Source organism: uncultured Vagococcus sp., assembly GCF_963518325.1.
Taxonomy (GTDB): Bacteria; Bacillota; Bacilli; order Lactobacillales; family Vagococcaceae; genus Vagococcus_D.
Genome location: NZ_CAUQJB010000010.1, coordinates 106539 through 126938, shown reverse-complemented (window position 1 = coordinate 126938; position 20400 = coordinate 106539). Strand labels below are relative to the sequence as shown.

Annotated in this window: 24 protein-coding genes; 4 read left to right on the top strand and 20 right to left on the bottom strand. The window is 36.6% G+C overall.

Annotated features, from left to right (window positions below):
• Positions 1-421: 421 nt before the first annotated feature.
• The 8 genes from RWN13_RS10725 to RWN13_RS10690 all read right to left on the bottom strand — a co-directional run bounded on the left by RWN13_RS10725 (position 422) and on the right by RWN13_RS10690 (position 7298).
• On the bottom strand, positions 422-835 hold the full coding sequence (locus tag RWN13_RS10725; RefSeq protein ID WP_314063180.1) for a hypothetical protein: 414 nt from the start codon (positions 833-835) through the stop codon (positions 422-424).
• Between the two features lie 52 nt (positions 836-887).
• Positions 888-2069 carry a C47 family peptidase gene (locus RWN13_RS10720; protein WP_314063178.1) on the bottom strand — a complete coding sequence of 394 codons (1182 nt, stop codon included), beginning with the start codon at positions 2067-2069 and terminating at the stop codon, positions 888-890.
• Positions 2070-3043: 974 nt separating this feature from the next.
• Positions 3044-4078, bottom strand: a complete 1035-nt coding sequence (locus tag RWN13_RS10715) for an IS4 family transposase (protein WP_314063198.1) — start codon at positions 4076-4078, stop codon at positions 3044-3046.
• Between the two features lie 118 nt (positions 4079-4196).
• A complete protein-coding gene (locus tag RWN13_RS10710) occupies positions 4197-4349 on the bottom strand; it encodes a hypothetical protein (protein WP_314063177.1) in 153 nt (50 codons plus the stop codon).
• A 2-nt stretch (positions 4350-4351) separates the two neighbouring features.
• The gene (locus RWN13_RS10705; protein WP_314063176.1) at positions 4352-4732 is read right to left on the bottom strand and encodes a hypothetical protein; all 381 of its coding nucleotides are present in this window, start codon (positions 4730-4732) and stop codon (positions 4352-4354) included.
• A gap of 217 nt (positions 4733-4949) precedes the next feature.
• Positions 4950-5621, bottom strand: a complete 672-nt coding sequence (locus tag RWN13_RS10700) for a Fic family protein (RefSeq protein ID WP_314063174.1) — start codon at positions 5619-5621, stop codon at positions 4950-4952.
• A 62-nt stretch (positions 5622-5683) separates the two neighbouring features.
• Positions 5684-5917: a hypothetical protein gene (locus RWN13_RS10695; protein WP_314063173.1), complete on the bottom strand. Its 234-nt coding sequence runs from the start codon at positions 5915-5917 to the stop codon at positions 5684-5686.
• Positions 5892-7298, bottom strand: coding sequence for a family 1 glycosylhydrolase (locus RWN13_RS10690; protein WP_314063196.1), 1407 nt, complete (start codon positions 7296-7298; stop codon positions 5892-5894). The genes RWN13_RS10695 and RWN13_RS10690 overlap by 26 nt, the downstream gene beginning before the upstream one ends.
• Before the next feature lie 101 nt (positions 7299-7399).
• Between RWN13_RS10690 and RWN13_RS10685 the strand changes: the two genes are divergently transcribed.
• Positions 7400-8242 carry an AraC family transcriptional regulator gene (locus tag RWN13_RS10685; RefSeq protein WP_314063170.1) on the top strand — a complete coding sequence of 281 codons (843 nt, stop codon included), beginning with the start codon at positions 7400-7402 and terminating at the stop codon, positions 8240-8242.
• Between the two features lie 7 nt (positions 8243-8249).
• Here RWN13_RS10685 and RWN13_RS10680 read toward each other — a convergent pair whose 3' ends face one another.
• From RWN13_RS10680 to RWN13_RS10670, 3 genes are all read right to left on the bottom strand, one after another.
• Positions 8250-9737 carry a family 43 glycosylhydrolase gene (locus RWN13_RS10680; RefSeq protein ID WP_314063169.1) on the bottom strand — a complete coding sequence of 496 codons (1488 nt, stop codon included), beginning with the start codon at positions 9735-9737 and terminating at the stop codon, positions 8250-8252.
• A gap of 1 nt (position 9738) precedes the next feature.
• Positions 9739-11001 (bottom strand): PTS transporter subunit EIIC, encoded by a 1263-nt coding sequence (locus tag RWN13_RS10675; protein ID WP_314063168.1) that lies wholly within the window; start codon positions 10999-11001, stop codon positions 9739-9741.
• A gap of 405 nt (positions 11002-11406) precedes the next feature.
• Positions 11407-11775 carry a GNAT family N-acetyltransferase gene (locus RWN13_RS10670; RefSeq protein WP_314063167.1) on the bottom strand — a complete coding sequence of 123 codons (369 nt, stop codon included), beginning with the start codon at positions 11773-11775 and terminating at the stop codon, positions 11407-11409.
• Between the two features lie 182 nt (positions 11776-11957).
• Here RWN13_RS10670 and RWN13_RS10665 point away from each other — a divergent pair, with 182 nt between their 5' ends.
• A complete protein-coding gene (locus tag RWN13_RS10665) occupies positions 11958-13079 on the top strand; it encodes an IS4 family transposase (protein ID WP_314063166.1) in 1122 nt (373 codons plus the stop codon).
• A 444-nt stretch (positions 13080-13523) separates the two neighbouring features.
• Positions 13524-13667 carry a hypothetical protein gene (locus RWN13_RS10660; protein ID WP_314063165.1) on the top strand — a complete coding sequence of 48 codons (144 nt, stop codon included), beginning with the start codon at positions 13524-13526 and terminating at the stop codon, positions 13665-13667.
• Positions 13668-13806: 139 nt separating this feature from the next.
• On the opposite strand, the gene RWN13_RS10655 is transcribed toward RWN13_RS10660, so the two are convergent.
• On the bottom strand, positions 13807-14127 hold the full coding sequence (locus RWN13_RS10655; protein WP_314063162.1) for a helix-turn-helix domain-containing protein: 321 nt from the start codon (positions 14125-14127) through the stop codon (positions 13807-13809).
• Positions 14128-14298: 171 nt separating this feature from the next.
• On the opposite strand from RWN13_RS10655, the gene RWN13_RS10650 reads away from it, so the two are divergent.
• Positions 14299-14493 (top strand): hypothetical protein, encoded by a 195-nt coding sequence (locus RWN13_RS10650; RefSeq protein ID WP_314063160.1) that lies wholly within the window; start codon positions 14299-14301, stop codon positions 14491-14493.
• A 629-nt stretch (positions 14494-15122) separates the two neighbouring features.
• On the opposite strand, the gene RWN13_RS10645 is transcribed toward RWN13_RS10650, so the two are convergent.
• The 8 genes from RWN13_RS10645 to truA form a co-directional block, all read right to left on the bottom strand.
• Positions 15123-15548, bottom strand: coding sequence for an activator of HSP90 ATPase (locus RWN13_RS10645; RefSeq protein ID WP_314063157.1), 426 nt, complete (start codon positions 15546-15548; stop codon positions 15123-15125).
• 178 nt (positions 15549-15726) lie between these two features.
• On the bottom strand, positions 15727-16089 hold the full coding sequence (locus RWN13_RS10640) for a DUF1048 domain-containing protein (RefSeq protein WP_314063155.1): 363 nt from the start codon (positions 16087-16089) through the stop codon (positions 15727-15729).
• 1 nt (position 16090) lies between these two features.
• A complete protein-coding gene (locus tag RWN13_RS10635; protein WP_314063193.1) occupies positions 16091-16414 on the bottom strand; it encodes a PadR family transcriptional regulator in 324 nt (107 codons plus the stop codon).
• An 81-nt stretch (positions 16415-16495) separates the two neighbouring features.
• A complete protein-coding gene (locus RWN13_RS10630; RefSeq protein ID WP_314063153.1) occupies positions 16496-17251 on the bottom strand; it encodes an ABC transporter permease in 756 nt (251 codons plus the stop codon).
• Positions 17248-18171 carry an ATP-binding cassette domain-containing protein gene (locus tag RWN13_RS10625; protein ID WP_314063150.1) on the bottom strand — a complete coding sequence of 308 codons (924 nt, stop codon included), beginning with the start codon at positions 18169-18171 and terminating at the stop codon, positions 17248-17250. The genes RWN13_RS10630 and RWN13_RS10625 overlap by 4 nt, the downstream gene beginning before the upstream one ends.
• Positions 18172-18602: 431 nt before the next feature.
• A complete protein-coding gene (rpsI, locus tag RWN13_RS10620; RefSeq protein WP_314063148.1) occupies positions 18603-18995 on the bottom strand; it encodes a 30S ribosomal protein S9 in 393 nt (130 codons plus the stop codon).
• 13 nt (positions 18996-19008) lie between these two features.
• Complete coding sequence (rplM, locus tag RWN13_RS10615) at positions 19009-19437, bottom strand: 50S ribosomal protein L13 (protein WP_245249373.1); 429 nt, start codon at positions 19435-19437, stop codon at positions 19009-19011.
• 168 nt (positions 19438-19605) lie between these two features.
• Positions 19606-20364: a tRNA pseudouridine(38-40) synthase TruA gene (truA, locus tag RWN13_RS10610; RefSeq protein WP_314063146.1), complete on the bottom strand. Its 759-nt coding sequence runs from the start codon at positions 20362-20364 to the stop codon at positions 19606-19608.
• Between the last annotated feature and the right edge of the window lie 36 nt (positions 20365-20400).

The window sequence follows — 20400 nt, the reverse complement described above, 5'->3', positions numbered from 1 at the left end:
GTCTTCTTTTGGTTTGGAAAGAAATATGTCTTACCGAGAATAATTTTACACTAAGTGCTCTCTTTTCACTTTCCTAATTGCACCAACCGATTATATCAGTAGTGAAACTACATTTTTGTCACTAAAGAATTTTAACGTATTGTATTACTAGTTTGACGTTGAGAAATATTCTACAAAAAGTATAGTCGTTTTTGATAGAAAGAAAATGACGATTAATCACATAGAGTTACTGCACATAGAATAATTTACGGGTTTATGGACGCAACGACCAATTAATAATGCAAAAAGAAGGATAAAAAAGAGTGTGCAGTATATGGTGATTTACTGCACACTCCGCTATTAAATATAGATAACACTTTTCAAACATTTGGTTTCAATTTTATGCTTTGCAAAGTTATGTATTTTCCTTCTGCATGATACTTTATTCCATTATTCTAGTAAATTTAACAATTTCAGTAGACCCATCACTAAAAGAATCCGAAGTTTGTTGAATTCCTAAACCTACTTTTATTGAATTGACATCCACATAGTAAATAGAATAATTTATATCCGTATCATTAGAACTAAGTTCCCACATTGATTCACTCGGCTCATCTGATACAAGTGTCGTGATATCTTTATTTCCATCGAACAACAATTGTATCTTGTTATCTTCTAAAATGGTAATTATCAGGTCTGTATTCCATTTATCAGAATGCCAGCTACCAGCTAACTTATCAAACTGTTCATAACTTTCGTTCATATTTACTCCGTTTTCCTTATCAGCTACAGGAGAATCTCCTTTTTTTTCAGATGAATATGCACATCCTGAAAGGATGAACAATAATATAATCAAAATTTTTTTCAGAAATATCCCTTCTTCCGGTAATCTATCGACTATACAAGTATTACATGTTATAAATCGTACGTTTCCATGTAAATGCGCCACCAGATACTGGCACTGTTAAAGATGAACCATTAGTTGACGCTACAGTTACGTAATTGTTCCATGGATTCCAAACATAGTATGATTCATTGTTCCCCTGTTTTACCCAACCAAAAAGTGACATAGCATGCGTCTTACCTAGATAATCCCCTGAGATTCCATCCAAACCTATATAAAGGGGCTTTCCGTTCTTTAAAAGTGTTCTTACGTTATCACCAGATAACGTTGTGGGTGTTACAATTGGACTGGCACCTTTGCTTCTAGCAAAAGCCGCGATTTGATCATAGCTAGCAGTTTTAGTTATTAATTCGGAAAAAGTGGCATTAGGATAAGCATGCTTCATCACATCATAAGCATAAGTTAAAGTCGGATTTGTTTTATTGCTTAATATCCAAGCAGTTGCATATGCAGCACACCAAGGAACGTTGCCTTGAGTTTCTCTACAAACAAAATCTATCATGATGTAGTTAGTATCAATAACAACTCCACGTTGTAGCGGATTAGGAATACTTTGAGTGTCATCTTCAACCAAGGGTTGTTCTACGAAATCAATTTCATTTGACAGTGATTTAATCGAAAATTCCTCAGTTTCATTTGTGACAAAGTTCTCTAACGCTTCTGGCTCTTGAACATCTGGCCTAATTGGAGATTCCCATAACAAAGTTACTTCATTATTTTGTTTATAAAAAATATTGTTATTCTTTAAGAAAAAGGTAACAGGATAGCTCTCTAGATCAATGGATTCATTCGCCCTTAATTCTTGTATTTCCTCAGCTAAAAATCGGCTGACGCTAGATGAGTATTTGCCATCACCATCTTGAATCAATATATAAACATACTCAACATTATTATCTAAAAGAACTGGAAAATAGATTTCACCTTGATTTGAGCCTTCAATAACAAAAGGCTCTGATAAAACAAAATTTTCAGGGGAAGTCCCTATTTTTTCCGCTGCTAATATTGCTGACAACGAATAACCAAAATCAGATTTTGCAAATTCAGTTGCTCCAGGTTCTACGATTTTACTTTGAATAGTTAGTTCGTTTTCAGCAGCAGAGACGCTGTCAAACACTCCAGTAATTGTGAAAAAACAAACAATCCCTAATACAACTGTTAACATTTTTTTTGAAAATACTCTTTTCATAAATATCCTCCTATTATAGTACACAGATTAAATAAACACAATGATATAAAACAGTCTTTATAAGCAGTTTAAATGAATCCACCCATAAAAATAAATAATAGTCTACGTTGATATTTCTCCTTTCTTTTTTTTCACTTTCAAATTTATCATAAGCCTAAAAGTTATTCAATTATATTCTAATTTCCCCCTAAATATAATTAGTATAAAATAACATATAAAGCACTAAAAAACACACTTGTTCAACACATTTTACGATATATCGACCGTTTGATTGATATAACAAACGCTAATACAAATTATTTTTTTTACTGTTCATTAAAAAAAAAATAGATGATATGCTATATGGTTTGTGGGATTTTATTTTAAGTATAAACTCTTTGATTTTAGTTTTTAATGGTCGTTTTTGATAAAAAGGTAACGCAACTCAATAAGAATCACAGTAGTATCGAGTTCCGTTCATTACTTATACAAAAAAAGGCGTCCCTCTATTTTGTGAGAGACGCCTTATTCTACGTGGAGTATGTCCATTTTGGCGAACGCACCACGACTATGTTGTGGTGCGTTGAATGTTTTAACAATAAAATAGTTTAAACCTAAGAGAAAACATAATTCCACTGATATAATTCTTAACCAACCAGTTGCTTATTTTTCTACATAATAACCTATTTTTTTATCCGTTCCTTCTTCTTTCATTTTATATTTCAATATATATTCTTTCTCATCAATTTCTATTTGCGATTTAGGCTCTTGATCGTTTTTATACGATTTTTATACCAAAAAATAATGGAGTGTTATTTATGAAGAATAAATTATCGAAAATCATTGGTGTTGCATAGATAAAGTTAGAATATTCTGATTTATTCGATTCCTAGAAAATTGACAAAACGGTCAATACTTACACAACGGATAACCATTTCCAGAAAATTTTCAGTAATTTAATTTCAATCCAAATGCGTGAGCGACAAGTTAAAAGATTATATCGGAGTAAAGGGTCTTAACCAGTGCTCTGCCGGATCAAACCGTTGATAATGAAAGGCGCGTTTAAGTTGAAACAAAGTCGCACTCGTCCCTAAATCCAGTTTAATCAGATACGTCAAAAGGGTGGCAATTAGCATGAGAATCACTTGATTCATCGCTCCTTGCTCATCTTGTGAGTAAAGAGTTTTGATGGTTAGATTTTGTTTTAGATGTTTAAAAAAAAGCTCTATTTGCCAGCGTGCTTGATACATATCTGCGATTGCTTGTACACTGACGTCCATCCGATTGGTCAGGAGCCGCAAAAGTTTCTTCCCTTTAGTTAAAATGGTTATCAGTCGAAAACGTGAAGTGAGATGGTTCTTTCCACCGCCTAAGGCAACGTGTTGGTCACTGATAACCTGTCCATCCGTCGTCTGGTAGTCATCGATTTCCATCTGATCGAGCACGCTAACAATCGTATTTTTTTTGATGCGAGTGACGAAAAAGAACCCATCGCGGTGCATCTTGTCCAGTAACTTATAATCAAAATAACCGCGGTCCACCACGTAAGTAGCTTCCGCTTTATTGACCAGCACCTCAATCTGAGTGCGATCGTGGGCTTTGGCATTGGTAATCGTAAAGTCTTCCGGATATTGATTGTTTTCGTCCATATAACACAAGTTAAGATGAAGTTTAATTCCCGACTTGGTGGAACGAAAGGTCGCCCACGGAAACAAGTGCTGATTCAACGGAATAGTCGTAGAATCAATCAATTGAAGACTGTTTCGTTTGGTCGTTGGCTGTTTTTGTTGAATTTCCTCAACGAGATTTCGGAAAATTTCCATGAGAACAGTGGGCTCCATCTCAATCAGCCGACGAGACAAATTACTGTGGTTAATTGATTCGATACCGATTTCGCGACAAAGCCGCTGATCAAGAAAGGCGCGACTCATCTCGCGGTAGCTCGGATATTCTTCATAAACCGCATGCAACAAAATGTTTAAAATTGTTTGAAAATCAAGTTTTTTACTGTAATAATCGTAGTTTGTAATAAATGTTTGAGCATCTGTCGATAAGTTTGTTAACTTTATTGACGAAACTCATTCCTGAAATGATGTTTTTGAGTTATACTTATCCATGCATAGGTCCTTTTTATTGGTCTTGGGTAAGTCATCCAAGGCCAGTATAAAGGATTTTTTTATTTTTGAAAAGCTTGAATTCAAGGTTTATGTCAATTTTAAATCTTCGCAACACTAGTGATTTAGTAAATTCTATATCCTTTGAATTATTTTGAGGTATTGGCCCCCTATTTACTGGCCTCATAATCACACTCCTCCTTGGCTTTTATTAGCAATTCTCTTCATTGCTAATAAAGCTGTGTAGGCCGGATTATCATCATACATTATCTCAATCTTATCCAATGCTAATTCAATACGTTTCTTTTCTTCTCTCTTGTCTGCTACAAGCCCCTCTTCTAATAATTTGTAGTATTCAATTGCTGTTTCGTACATTTCATTATACTGCTTACTTCTTTGAACCCCTTCAATCCCCATTACATTTTCACTAATTTCTTCAATACTTTGATCTACATAATCTTCACCAGAAACTGAGATACTCTCTTCACTTGACGTTAATTTAATCAGTTCCCGTTCTTTTAACGACCGCATAATAAACGGAGAGTGTGTTGTAACAATTCCTTCTTGCATATGCTTATCTAACCTTTATTACACATTAACTTTCCGACCAGTACTAACTGATCATAATCCTAGAGGAATTCGTATCACGCGGCCAACTATACAGCCCATATTCTCATTTGATTTTCAGCAACAAAAAAGCTACATCTGCGTCGCATTGCCAGATGTAGCTTTTCAAAATTATTTAACTAAGTGTGGCTGGCCCCAACAACTGAAACATCTTAAACACTTACCCAAATTCAGTCATACGAACACGCTCAAACTCAAACGACTCATTAAATAATTGAACCAATCCTTGGGTGTCTTGCTCTCCCAAAAACTCAATATATCGTCCACGCCACTCTTTTCTAATGACAATAGGGGCGCCTAAATAACCCATGCTTAGGTACATTAAAATCATTCTCCCGGTACGTCCATTACCGTCGTAGAATGGATGAATGCGTTCAAATTGAATATGAGTCTCTGCCAAGACTTCGAGTAGACTACTATTATTATGAGAAGAACCTAAGCGATAATTCGTATTATCAATCCATTGAGCCATCAACTGCGGTGCTTCTTCAGGTGTTGCCGTTTTAAACTCGACCCCTCTAATGGCATTTTGTTGTGTTTTAAACTGGCCTTTGTCGTGCTGTAAGCGATCGGTTAGTAACGCATGAATCTCTTTCACGTCTGATAGTTGTAACGACTCCTTCTTTTCTAACAGGCTTTCGATAAAGGCAAATGTCTGTTTATGATTGTCTATTTCGTAGAATTCACGGATGCTCTTACCTTGACTTGGCAATGTGCCTTCCAAAATGATTGAAACGGTTTGTGGCAAAGAAATCGTATTGCCTTCAATCGCACTTGAATGATACGCCATACGCACGAGTAAATCATCTAAATAGTCCTGGGAACCATTCATGTAACAACCCCTCTCTTTCGTCTACTCCTTATTATACAACAACTTTTATAGCCTGTCCTAACCTACTTACCGGATGAGGTTTCTTCAGTTAGGCCTAAAATGTAGTCAGAGATTAACTCCTGAACTGCTATAAAATGGCTATCTTTAACTAAATTTTCTAGCTCTTTTTCTTTATTAGCTTTCCTGCCAGTTTTTTGCTGTTTAATGGTTTTAAAAATAAATCTGAGTGCGGTACAAAGAATCTGTTGTATTTTATGATTTTCTTCCCTTCTAACGATTAAAAATGATTTGCTCATTGCTTAAAAAATCCTGATACCAATAATAAGACGCTTTTTTTATTCTTTGTTGAGTTCCTTCTCCTACATCGTCTTGACAGACATAAATGAATCCGTAGCGTTTAGATATCTCTCCTGATGAGGCGCTAATTATATCCAATCCACTCCAAGTTAAATATCCGATTATTTCCACACCATCTTTTTGAGCCTTTTTCATTTCCATAATGTGCGCGTCTAAAAAATCTATACGGTAAGAATCATTAATCTGTCCATCTATTAATTCATCCTTTGCTCCAAGTCCATTTTCCACAATCATGATTGGTTTCTGATATCGATCACTCAACTCATTTAAGGTAATTCTCAACCCAACTGGATCAATCAACCATCCCCACTCTGTACTTTCCAAAAAAGGATTTTTTAACGTGGCAAAAACATTACCCGTTGTAACATCAGACTCACGTACTTCTCTATTTGACGCCATACGCGAATTATAATAACTAATCGCTATAAAATCAGATGTATATTTAGATAAAAGTTCTTTTTCTTCTTTCGATACCACTAAGTTAACATTTTGGACTTGTAATTGATTTGTGTAATAAAGAGGGTAAGCTCCCCTTAATTGCACGTCGGTAAATAAATAGTTTTCACGATCCTTCTCTAGGGCGCACAAAATATCATTTGGGTGTGGTGTTTCAGGGTAAGTTGTTCCAGCAGCTAACATACAACCAACTTTATTATTACAATTTATTTCATGAGCGAGTTTAGTGACGATTGCACTTGCAACTAATAAATTATGAATAGCTTCCGCAGTAGCTTGTTGCGGATGATTTTCTAAATCAATCATCAGACCAGCACCAACAAAAGGGATGTGGGCTGCCATATTAATTTCGTTACAAGGAATCCAATAAGTCACTTGATTTTTGTATCTTTTTAAAATTGTATCAGCATATTTTATAAATGCCTCTTTTGTTACTTTACTTTTCCAACCACCATAATGTTTGGCTAAATAATAAGGCGTATCAAAATGATTTAACGTTACAACAGGTTCAATTCGATACTTACTTAGCTCCGCAAACACTTTATCATAAAAATTTAACCCTTCTTGATTCGGTTCCTTTTCAAGCCCTGTCGGGAATATCCTAGGCCAACTAATCGATATACGTAGGCTGTTAATTCCCATTTCAGCAAGTTTTTTGATATCCTTTTGATAATGAGAATAGAAGTCAATCCCTCTATGAGTTGGGTAAAACTCATAAGACCTATCTGCTTTTTTTGCAGGGTGTGTCATTACTTGATAACGATTCTTGCCTAAAGGTAAACGATCGCTCACGCTGTCACCCTTATTACTATTTAAAGATCCCTCTGATTGATTTGCTGATAATGATGTTCCCCATAAAAATATAAATATTCTCCTTATTTTTTATTTTGCAATGCTAATACTAAATTAACTTCCCTTGTACTATCTATAATCTTTTCGTATAATCATTTTGAGGTGGTGAACTAATGACTTATAAACATGAACTAGTAAATTATCAATCAGAATTTTTTAATCTACATACAAGCAACACAATCTCACAAAAATCTAAACAACAACATTTTCAGTTTATTTCAGCCCATTGGCATCGTAGTATAGAGGTCATTTACGTTAATCAAGGTACTATTGAAATAGTGACAAATGGCTCTAAAATCCTTCTTGAAAAAGAAAGTTATTATCTGATTAATTCAAACAATATTCACTCTGTTACCTTTATAAACAATCCTAATTCAGAAATGTTTATTTTACAAATTCCTTTGAAAACATTTCAATTTGTAACAAATAATTCGGCAGTTCCAATCTTCTTAAATGATTCTAGCCATCCAGAATACCTAGCGGTCATCGATATACTCAAGAGTATACTTGAAACAAGCACTCATCAAGCTCCGTATAGTCGGGCCAAAATTTATAGTTTATTTTTTTATTTTACGCATCAACTACTTGAACATTTCTTTTTTTCTACTGAAACAGACCTAACTTACACTAACTCGCAAGAACGTATCAGACTGATTATCAAATTTATTGAAGATAATGCTGATAACTATTTATCAGCAACTGAAGTAGCTGAACAATTTGAAATAAGTCACGAATATTTGTCAAGAATTTTGAAAAAAAATACTAACAAAAATTTTCGCGACTTACTAAAAGCCATACGTTTAAAAACAGCTTTCAATTTGTTGGTAAATTCCTCAAATACTATCACCGAAATTGCATTAGATAGCGGTTTCCCAAATGTTAACTCTTTTATTAAAGCATTCAAAGAAAAGTATTCAGAAACACCTGCTGCCTACCGTATCAATCACATGTCTTAAGTAGAATTCAATCTTGTCGTGTGAAACTAAGGCAACTAAGTCGCCCTTCACCTTCAGCAAATATGCCACAAATGACTCCTGTATTTTTACCAAAAGAAAACTCATTTGATAAAAAAGAAGCATCTATCTTGTATAGATGTTTTCTTTCTTTTCCAATAGAAAAATTATATCCTTCTACCGAACACCCAATTGATAACACTACCTCATTTCCTTTAATTAATTGCAATTTTTCTTGAATAATAATTTCTTTTAATCGTGTGCGTCTTGTTAGAAAAATTTCTCCATCATTTTTTTGCACTAATAAATCACTATGGTGTTTAGAATCGATATAGACTGTGATTCCTCCATTGGTTTTCTCTTCTGTTAAATCGATAGTAACTTCAAAAACACTTGTTTTTGAAGTTTGTCGCAGCCCGATTAATGATGGAAGTTGTTGTTCTAAATAGGATTGATCGCCTTTTAATAATACTCCATTATGATCAATCACTGCTCTGAGAGATAGGTCATCTCTGAGAAAAAGAGCTTCTGAATTTATTTCTCCCTCCTCAGTTACTAGTGAAGTGAAATTTTCTACAACTTGGGGGTTGATCATGAGTGCTTGATGTTGTGGGTAATCAGCTAAATCCACGTATTGTGAAGCTATCCCATTGTGAATCACAGGCCACTCTCCATTCCACTCTACTGGATATAATAGTGTCTCTCGTCCCATATTTGTCGTATGCTTGTACGGTCTTGTCCCTAAACAAACTAACCACCAAGCTTTACTATTATCTTGAACTAAATCGCCATGACCAATTGATTGAAGCGGTTCATTCGGATAATCTCGATTCGATAAAATCGGATTATTTGCGCACGAAACATAGGGTCCCCACACTTCATTACTTTTAAAAATGGTTATCATATGCCCTTCTCGGGTACCGCCCTCAGCTGCTAAAAGATAATAACTTCCCTCTTTTTTGTATATATGAGGACCTTCCACATCTCTACCACCACTCCCATGGCTTAACAACTTGGGACCTTCAATTATTTCTCCTGTCATTATATTAAGTTCAACTTGCTGAATAGCCTTTTTCTGCTGTTCTATATATCCCGTAAACTGAAGATAAGTACGTTCTCCTTCAAAAAACAGTGAAGGATCGATTCCCTTTATCTTAATTTCGATTGCTTGAGACCAGCCATGCATTGGATTCTTGGTCGTAAATAGAAGTGTTTGGAACGTTGAAATATTTGTAGTGACGACATAAAAAGTTCCCTTATTTTCTCGAATAGTTGCAGCGAAAAGACCTTCGCTGTTTTTAGCTTTGTGTAAATCCACTTGTGCATGTTGCTGCACAACTGCTGGTAAAGACTCCCAATTGAGTAAATCTTTACTTGTATAAATAGGTAATCCAGGAAAATACTCAAAGGTACTGTTGACCATATAAAATTGGCCATTTGCAAAACAAACACTAGGGTCTGGATGAAAGCCTTTAATTATTGGGTTCTGATATTTCATATTACAGTTCTCCACTTTCTGCTAAAAATGCTTCTTGATCTACTTTTCTAAATCCTGGAATCCAAAGAACAGACGTTATTACAAATAACACTATCAACAATACTAATGTTCTCCATCCTCCTTGCATTAATGCTGTTAAGAATAAAGGCATCCCCATAACCATATTAGATCCATTAAGAGCAGGTACTAGACCAAAAAATGTGGCAAAATAAGCAATAATTAATGCAATGCTATTTGAAAATACGAATGGAAGGAAAAATCTGAAATTTAGTACCAAAGGTGTTCCAAATATAACGGGTTCTGTAATTCCGCAAATTGCAGGGATAATAGATAATTTACCTAAAGTCTTGTACTGTTTAGATTTAGCAAAAAGCATCATTACGATTAATCCCATTGCCATCCCTGTTGATGTATAGAATAAAAAGAATGCAAATCCTGTGATATTAGGTAACGGTTGACCCGCAGCATACGCAGCAAGATTTTCTGCATCTAGAGGTAATAATAAAGGTAATAGTATTGGCAATAATATACTCGTTCCGTGAATACCGAAAAACCATAATAGCTGTGAAATGATTGAAGCTATCACCAGACTCCAAATATTCGTACCTAAGCCTTGTAAAGGGGTTTGAATATTAGAATAAATAAATTCATGAATATTACCAAATGAAGTTAATGAGAATAACCAACTAATAATTAACATTAACATCGATGCCATAACACCTGGAATTAACCCTTCAAAAGTAGAAGTGATCATAGGCGGAACTGAATCAGGCATTTTAATTGTTAGATTATTTTTTTGGGATAGTTGATAAACCTTACTGACTACAAATGCCACAAGTAAAGCTGAAAAAATTCCTTTAGAACCAATCCAGTCAAAAGAAATAGATTTAATGGGGCCCATTTCACCTTCCGTTATCTGCAAAGGTGTCAATATTAGAAACGAAATAATAGCAGTTACCGCTGCATTTGTTCCATCGAGTCCATCAGATAGTCTCTCAGTTAGCGCTTTCGTAATAAAGAACACAATATAAATTGAAAGCATGTTTGTCGTTACGTTCATAGCTAAATCAAAAATCGTTGATAAATTTGATGATTGAACAAAATCATTCCAAGTTGCAATTGGCAAATTCATTAAAATAGAAGCAATCGACCCGATAATTGTCACTGGTAAAGAATGCATCATTCCAGATGTAATTGATTTCAGATAAGGGTTTTGTCCAATTTTTTCTAAGATTGTATTTAACTTCTCCATATTAAATTCCATTGTAAGTCTCCTTTTTATTTGGTGTCCTTCTGCACAGTAATTAGGTACGTTTTCATTGTATAACTCAACAATGACTATTTCTATCAAAAAAACGAACCAACCATAGTCATTATTTGACATTTTAATCCTTTATCGAGTAATGTTTGCCATAATAACTGTGGTTGACACTCTTAAATGTAATTACCTTCTAATCTCGTACTGTTATTATCCACTTTTATAATTTTCACGCTGACAATGGGAATACGTTTTGCGGGTTGTCGCTTCATGATGAATTCCTCCTTAAATTTGGGCATAATAAAAAGCCAACCTATAATCAACGACGACTAGGTTAGCTTCATGGTTATAATATATATTTATTTTTTATTTTAAACCACTTAGTCAGGATTTATCTACCATTGGCATAAACTAGATATGACAAACCATTTTAAAATCAATCACACCTAATATCTCATTTATCACTGGACCTGAAACAATTTCAAACTTGCACTTCTTATAAAACGACACAGCCTCTTCTCGAGCATCTACCCTAATTTCTTCATAGCCTTTGCTTTTTAAATCTTTGATTAGCATTTCAATTAATTTTTTTCCTATGCCAGTTCTTTGATGACTTGACTTCACCGCAAAAGCAGTCAAGTGTGCTGCTTGTGGTTTTTCTTCATAGTAACTCAATGTCCCAATTAATTGTTCCTCTTCAAAAACACCATAAAAGTCATTATCCTTTTCAATTGCTAGGTTTTCCGAATAGATGCTTTTCCCAATCGGGAGTCTTAACAAGTCATTTCTCAACTCCAACGATTGATTATAAATGAATTTGTCCTTTGTACGATACTTTTTATCACTAGTGTTGCGAAGAATTTAAAACTCGATTATCCTTGAATTCACGCTTTTCAAAGACAAAAAAATCCTTTATACTGACCTTGGATGACTTACCCAAGACCAATAAAAAGGATCTACGCATGGATAAGTATAACTCAAAAACATCATTTCAGGAATGGGTATGGTCAATAAAGTTAAAAAACTTATCGACAGATGCTCAAACTTTTATTACTAACTACGATTATTACAGTAAAAAACTTGATTTCCAAACAACCTTAAATATCTTATTACACGCGGTTTACGAAGAATACCCGAGCTACCGCGAGATGAGTCGCGCCTTTCTTGATCAACGGCTTTGCCGAGAAATTGGCATTGATTCCATTAACCACAGTAATTTATCTCGTTGCTTGATTGAGATTGATGCCACTGTCCTCATGGAAATTTTCCGGAACCTCGTTGGAGAAATTCAACAAAAACAACCAACGACCAAACGAAATAGCCTTCAATTGATTGACTCTACGACCATTCCCTTGAATCAGCACTTATTTCCGTGGGCGACCTTTCGTTCCACCAAGTCGGGAATTAAACTTCATCTTAACTTGTGTTATATGGACGAAAACAATCAATATCCGGAAGACTTTACGATAACCAATGCCAAAGCCCACGATCGCACTCAGATTGAGGTGCTCGTCAATAAAGCAGAGGCCACTTACGTGGTGGACCGTGGCTATTTCGACTATATGTTACTGGACAAGATGCATGACGATGGTTACTTTTTTGTGACTCGTATCAAGAAAAATACGCTTGTTAGCGTTCTTGATCAGATGGAAATCGACGACTATCAGACCACTGACGGGCAAGTTATTAGTGACCAGCACGTGGCTTTAGGAGGCGGAAAGAACTACCTCACGTCACGTTTTCGACTGGTAACCATTTTAACAAAAGGGCAGAAGCTTCTGCGGCTCGTGACAAATCGCATGGATGTTAGTGTACAAGCAATCGCAGATATGTATCAAGCAAGGTGGCAAATAGAGTTGTTTTTTAAACACTTAAAGCAAAATCTAACGATTAAAAAACTTTACTCACAAGATGAGCAAGGCGCGATGAATCAAGTGATTCTCACGCTAATTGCCACCCTTTTGACGTATCTGATTAAACTGGATTTAGGGACGAGCGCGACTCTGTTCCAACTCAAACAAGCCTTTCATTATCAACGGTTTGATGCGGCAGAGCTTTGGTTGAAACCATTTATTCCGACATAAACGTTTAAACAGTCGCTGGCGCCTTTGTTTTAAAACTAAATGACTGAAAATTTTCTGGAAAAGGTCATCCTCTGCGTAAGCATTGACCGTTTTGTCAATTTTCTAAGAAATGAATAAATCAGAATATTCTGACAGTATCTACGCAACACTAGTGTAATCAGATATTCGGCTCCTATTAATAGAAATACGAACAAGTTGTTCGCATAAATCGATTAACAGGAGCTTTTTATTTAACTATTTATATCCATTTGGGTGTACCCTAAATTGGCAGTGTGAAAGGCCTGATACTCTTGAATTTCACCTGTATGATTCGGGTGTTTGATAAGGGTAATGTATATTATAATCATGGGAGTAGAAAAGTTAAATGACGGTGGCGGGATTCAATCGAAAGTGAGGTTGTGCGCATGAGTGTACAACCAAAATCTGGAGAAAGGAGCCAGCCTTTTGCTTGAGACTATTCTAGCAGTGACAGTGGCAGTTGTTGGTTTAATTACCGCAATTGTTAAACTTGTGACAGCTATTGTAGAAGCTAAAAAAGAGCTAAAAAATAACCGTCAGCTTTTGCGAGTTCGAACGGTTATTTCTTAACTAAATAAATTCTCGTTACCGTCTTTAACGGTACTACATTGAGGGCATGTTGAAGCATGTCCTCTTTTTATTACCTTCAGTATATCATGGATTTTGCAATATTCCAAACAAAATACAAGTGAAATACTACGAAGAATTCTTATTGTAAATATAGTTCCTCACCTACGGAAATTTCATTCCCTTTCTTATTATTCAATCGTTTCAACTCGTCAGTAGTAATCCCATTGTTAACAGCTATGCGAAAAAGATTATCTCCGTGTTTAACTTTATAAACAATTGTCTTCTGATCTAACAAGTATTCTTCAGTAACTCCTAGCATTACAGACAATTCTTGAAAACTCTCTTTGCCTGGAATAGATTGTCCTTTTTCCCATTTTGAAATTGCTTGTGGTGTTACAAATAATTTCCTCGCCAAATCTTCTTGCCTTAAATTGTTCTCTTTTCGATACCTTTTTAGCATGGTCCCTAGTCTCATAATTTTCTCATTCAGATAAGTTATTTTGTTGATAACTAAATTTTACAATGAAATAGAGAAATTTGCTAACAACCGGAGTTATTGGGATCTTAGAAAGGCTTAACTTATTGCATTAAACAATCAGGGATTAATTACTTCCATCAGATCGTCAAAAACGTGACCTCAGATAATGATGTGGAATTTTCCAATTCACCTGAGTGGTTAAAAAGACCACTGATGTCTACTTTACTCACCCATTTAAGCAAACGAACGATTCTAGCGGCTGAAGATTGGGTGAACAACTACTCATATAAAATTTTACAAGACAAAGCGCCCTCAGAAGTGTTTGCGGAAGAATTATTGAAAATGTAAGCCGTCACAAGTAGCTTAACTTGCTTTGGAAAAAAACAACCCACGGCAATTGCTCGCTATATATAGTTGATAATGACAGTCACATTTGAATTGAAGCAGAGTAGCGCATGTACCTAAATCCAGTTTAAACAAACACTTGACAGTGTCGTAATCACTATCTGAATGACTTGATTCATCGTCCGTTGCCTATCTTGTGAGCAACGCTTTTTGACTGTCAGAGTTTGCTTTAAATAATTTAAAAAAACTTAATTTGCTACATTACTGGATTAGAGTCTGCCCTAAATAGGTAGGGACTCGTTGTTGATTTTATTGAATATCACGTGTACGATTAGATTTTGTATGATTATAGATAGCGAGTCTATGTTACCAGGTGGATTAAGCGTCAGTTTTAAGCTCCTCATTATTCACTTTAAAACACAGTATTTCTACGAATGGAAACCTATTATTATTCCCAATGCTAATCCTAAGTCTTTTTTAGGTTATATATATCAAAAACAAAAATACACTATCAGACTTCATGCTCTCTGTAATTTTTTTGTGCTTTTTATTATAAAAAAAAGACTTCTCAGTTAAAGAAATCTTTTTACGGCTCTATAATAAAAGAGGCTACTTAGATTCTTGCCAGCCAATCAGTCACTGCTGAGTTTTATCAATTCGGCTCCGGCAATATCCCACAACTTATCCATCATCTCATAATATTGGTCATCCATAACAACATCCACAAGCATCTTAGTTTGATTGCCTTCTGGTTCGAACAGGTAGTGCTCAAGCCAGTTAGCAAAGTCAGGGACTTCAACAAATTTACCTTCATTAATTTCACCTAAGAACGAAAACTTGATTTCTTTCTCTGGTTCAAATACCACGACTTTAGCTACCAGACCATTCCCGCTTTCGTCAACAAATGAAACGGTTTCATTCAATCCCATCTCACCTGTATACGTTGACCCTGCTTGAAATGCCGCAGCCCATTTCTCATACTTGTTACGATCCATCACCAATTGCCAAGCCTGTTCTGGTTTGCAATTAAGCTTGAACTCTTTTTTTATGTGTCTCATTATAGCTCCTCCTCGTCTTGTGGTCTTACCCTTATCTTAACTCTTACTATTTATTATAGCATTAGACTCTTTTGATTGTCCTTGTGTCGGCTTGGGTATATTGAAAGGGTTGGACATCCAACCCTTGACAATACTTTAGTAGATACGCTTTACTTAGTGACGTACTTCTACTTTTTAGTTACTCCTGGTGTAACTTTTTGGCGATTCGTTGATTCATTTTACGCTTTAACTCATTAACTTGTGTGCGAGCTTGCATTTCATGAAGGGTACTTTCGGCAAATGTCCCCACATCTTCACCAACCAATTGCAAAATTGGGATCTTGTTTGAGGCTCCTTCTTCAAAAAAGTCCACCAAGGCATACATTCCCACCATCATATCCATGCCGTCTCCGGCTGTGAACTGCCATAAAAATTTCTGTACTTCTTCAAATACGATTTGATACTCTTTTGGCAGTTCTTTCACCCGTGCCATATGAGCTTTATACTCTACTTTGTCTGCTCTAACTTGTTTAAAATAATCCACAATATTATGACTTTTCATGCTAATCAGTCTCCCTTATTTTAACAATTTGGCCTGAAATAAATTCCCAACGCTGCCAGAATAATTCTAACTCTTTTTGCCCCTCTTCATTTAATGAGTAAAACTTCCTCATGGGTCCCACACTGGATTTTTTCTTTGTCACAATGACCAATCCCTTTTTTTCTAAGCGTAGCAGAATGGTATAAACCGTTCCCTCCACAATATCCTCAAACCCGTAATTTTGTAAGTTCTGGGTAATTTCATAGCCATAGGTCTCATGACGATTAATAATTTCCAAAATGATCCCTTCCAGAACGCCTTTTAACATTTCTGTAATTCCGTCCATCTTCTCACCTTTACTTTCTGGCAATCCCTCAATATGACCTATCGTATGTTTATTTTGATGGTTTGTCAATTGGCTGATTGCTTAAGCCATCTTCTTATGATAAACACCGATTGACAAAGCTTGAAATACCACGATATTGCCTAAACACCAAAGAAAGGCGATTCCTAATTCTGAGGGGATTTCCCCTGCGGTTAACAGTGTACGCATGGCATTGATAATTGGTGTCATCGGCTGATGTTCCGCAAAGCCTCGTAAGGCATTTGGCAATGTTTCAGTTGGAACGAAGCCTGAGCTTATAAATAACAATCCCATCAGCAAATAAGAGAAAACACTAGCCGTATCACTGCTTTTAGCGATTAAACCGAATAGAACGGCTATCCAGGAGACGGCCAAGGTTACCATCAGTAATAACCCTAGACCAAGTATCCACTCAACTAAATGGGCTTTTGGTCGAAAACCAATTAACACACCACACAACAAGACAATCACAGCCGACGCTGTGTTAAAAACCAAACTGGTTAAGACGTGACTGTTTAAGATCGCCGACTTGGCAATTGGCATCGAATGGAACCGTTCAAAAATACCATTCGTCACATCTTTATTTAAACGAAAAGCAGTGTAAGCCACCCCACTGACGATCGTTAGCAGCAAAATCGCTGGAATGATAAAGCCTTTGTAAGTCGCAACTGGAATCGTCATTGCCCCACCGAAAATATAGACAAAGGCTAGCATAATCAAAACTGGCATTAAAACTACTGTAATAATTGTATCAACACTTCTGGTCATGTGCTTCATCATGCGTCCTGTTAAGGTTAAGGTATCTTCAACTAATCTCATTTTCCCGCCTCCTGTTGGTTCACTATTGAAAAGAAAACATCTTCCAATGTGGGATTTTTTTGAGCAAATCCTAAAATTTGAATCTGCTGTTGCTGTAACGCGCTCAATACTTCAGTTATTTTTTGTACCTCATCGTTAGTTGTGACTGTCAGAGTCAACCGTTCCTCATTCAGTTCACCACCGACTCTCTTTTCTGCTTGCTTCAATGTCTCTTGATCGGCAAAAGCCAGCTCAATTGTCCCCTGTGGCAACCGTTTTTTGACCTCAGCCATACTGCCTTGCAAGGCAATTTTTCCCTTATTGAGAATGGCCACTGTATCAGCCAATTGTTCCGCTTCTTCGAGGTATTGGGTTGTCAGAAAAATGGTGACCCCTTTTTGCTTTAGCTGACGAATCATCTGCCAGAGCACCGCTCGAGCTTGTGGGTCAAGTCCCGTGGTCGGTTCGTCCAAAAATAAAATCCTTGGTTCACTCATCAAACTCATGGCTAAATCAAGCTTTCTGCGCATGCCACCGGAATAAGTGCTAACTGGACGTTTAGCCGCCTCCTGTAAGTCAAATTGCTTGAGCAACGTATCAACTCGCTTTTGGTAGTCTTTCAAGTGCCGTAATTTTCCGATTAGCACCAGATTTTCGCGACCAGTCAACACATCATCTACGGCTGTAAATTGCCCCGTTAAACTGATGATTTCACGAATTTTTTCTGCTTCGGTTGATGAGTCCAACCCATTCACCTGAATCGTTCCTTCATCTTGTTTCAATAAAGTCGTCATCATTTTAACGACTGTGGTTTTTCCTGCGCCATTTGTGCCAATCAAAGCAAAAATATTGCCTTGAGGTACGACAAAGTCAATGCCATCAATGATTGAATGGCCTGAAAATGATTTTTTTAATTGGCTGACTCTGATTACTTCATTCATACTATCCTCTCCCATCTACTTAGTAATGTTAAGTACAGGTATATAGTATAACGTAGTAGATCAGATGTCAACTACTTTGTTTTACTATGTAGTGAAGGAATCAGGCAGATCAAAAAAATGACCTCCTGAACCTTTACGATTGCCAGGCTGCTTTTCGTATTCTCCAATTCCTATAAGTTGTTCACCCCTTCGCTCTTCAAGGCGTTCATCTTGCATCATCGCTACTATGACTTCAGTTGGTTACTCATTTTCCAGACCCTTATCACTCTGAGAAGTTGGTGTAGATAGATGAGCCCGCCACATTACCTCACCTGATTATTCCTGTAGTTAGCTTCTTTGGCAACCTTATCCTTAGACTTTGTCCATACTAGACAAAAAAACACTCCCCAATTGCTTGGAAAGTGTCTTGAACGGTTGATATATAAGATATATTAACGTTTTGAGAATTGTGAAGCTTTACGGGCTTTCTTAAGACCTGGTTTTTTACGTTCGACCATACGTGAGTCACGAGTAAGTAAACCTTTAGATTTAAGAGCTGGACGGAAGTCAGGATCAACTTCTAATAGTGCGCGTGCAATCCCATGACGAGTTGCGCCAGCTTGACCAGAATAACCTCCACCGTTTACGTTTACGAAAACGTCATATGCACCTTCTGTTGCTGTTGCAGCGAAAGGTTGGTTAACAACTTCACGTAAATCAGCATGTGGAATATATTCAGTAATATCTTTTTTGTTCATAATGATTTTTCCTGTACCGGGTACTAGACGTACACGCGCTACAGCATTTTTACGACGGCCTGTGCCGATATATTGTACTTTAGCCAATGAATTTCCCTCCTTAAATTAGGTTAGTGATATCTAATACTTCTGGTTGTTGTGCTTGATGTGGATGTTCTGATCCAGCATACACATGTAATTTAGACAATTGTTGACGACCTAACGTTTTCTTAGGTAGCATGCCTTTTACAGATGTTTCAATCAAACGACGAGAATTTTTCTCACGCAATTCACCAGCTGAGACAGATTTTAATCCACCTGGGTATTGACTGTGACGGTAATAGATTTTGTCACTTGCTTTGTTACCTGTTAATTTGATTTTTTCTGCATTGATGACGATTACGAAATCACCAGTATCCACATGAGGTGTGAATGTTGGTTTATTTTTACCACGTAGGATTGACGCAACAACTGCTGAAAGACGTCCCATTGGGATATCAGTTGCATCTACTACGTACCATTTACGTTCTACTTCGCCAGCTTTGGCCATATATGTTGTACGCACGTTTGTTTCCTCCAATTTATAAGTCTGATGTTTGACACAATAAGTTTCCGGGGCTCATCGTGGGGCAAACAATACCATTTACCATAATACGCCCAAAACAGCATATTGTCAATGTATTTATGTGACTTATCATGATTTTTTTTATTAGACAGCTTATGAGTCTCTTGATTTGTCTGGATACTTGACTTCCATGAGGTACAATCCCTCTGGATGAGCCGTTGGGCCTGCTTGGTTGCGATCAAGGCTAGCGATGATTTTTGGCAGGTCACTTGGCTTCAGATGGCCATTGCCAATTTTAATTAAGGTCCCCACTAGGATTCTAACCATTTTATATAAAAAACCGTCGCCGCGGAAAACAAAGACTAGTTCATTATCCCCAGACTTCTCCACAGTGGCTTCATGAATTGTCCGCACTTTATTTTCCACAGAGGTACCAGTTGCGCAAAATGCGGAAAAGTCATGGGTGCCAATCAGATGCTGAATCCCTTCTTGCATCTTTGCCAAATCCAAGGGATGGCGGTAATGAGCGGCATAGTAGCGTTTAAAAGGGGTGCGGGGTTTGCCGATGTCCAAGTGGTAGTGATAGGTTTTTCCCATGGCGTCATAACGTGCATGAAAGGTATCCGACACCTTTTCCATAGAGCGAATGGCGATGTCATCGGCACTTTGAGTGTCCAAGGCATGGCGTAACTTTTCTGGATCTCGCTCAGGATAGTCAAAATGAATGACTTGTCCCCAAGCATGAACCCCTGAATCCGTTCGTCCAGAACCGTGAATCGTCACGTCTTGGCCGTTGTTTAATTTTTTTAAGGTCTTTTCAATTTCAGCTTGAACGGTGTTGCCATTTTCTTGACTTTGAAAGCCACAGTAATTGGTGCCGTCGTAAGCCACAACTGCTTTATATCTCGGCATAAGGCGCCTCCTTCATTTGAAAAAAGCAGTTCTCTC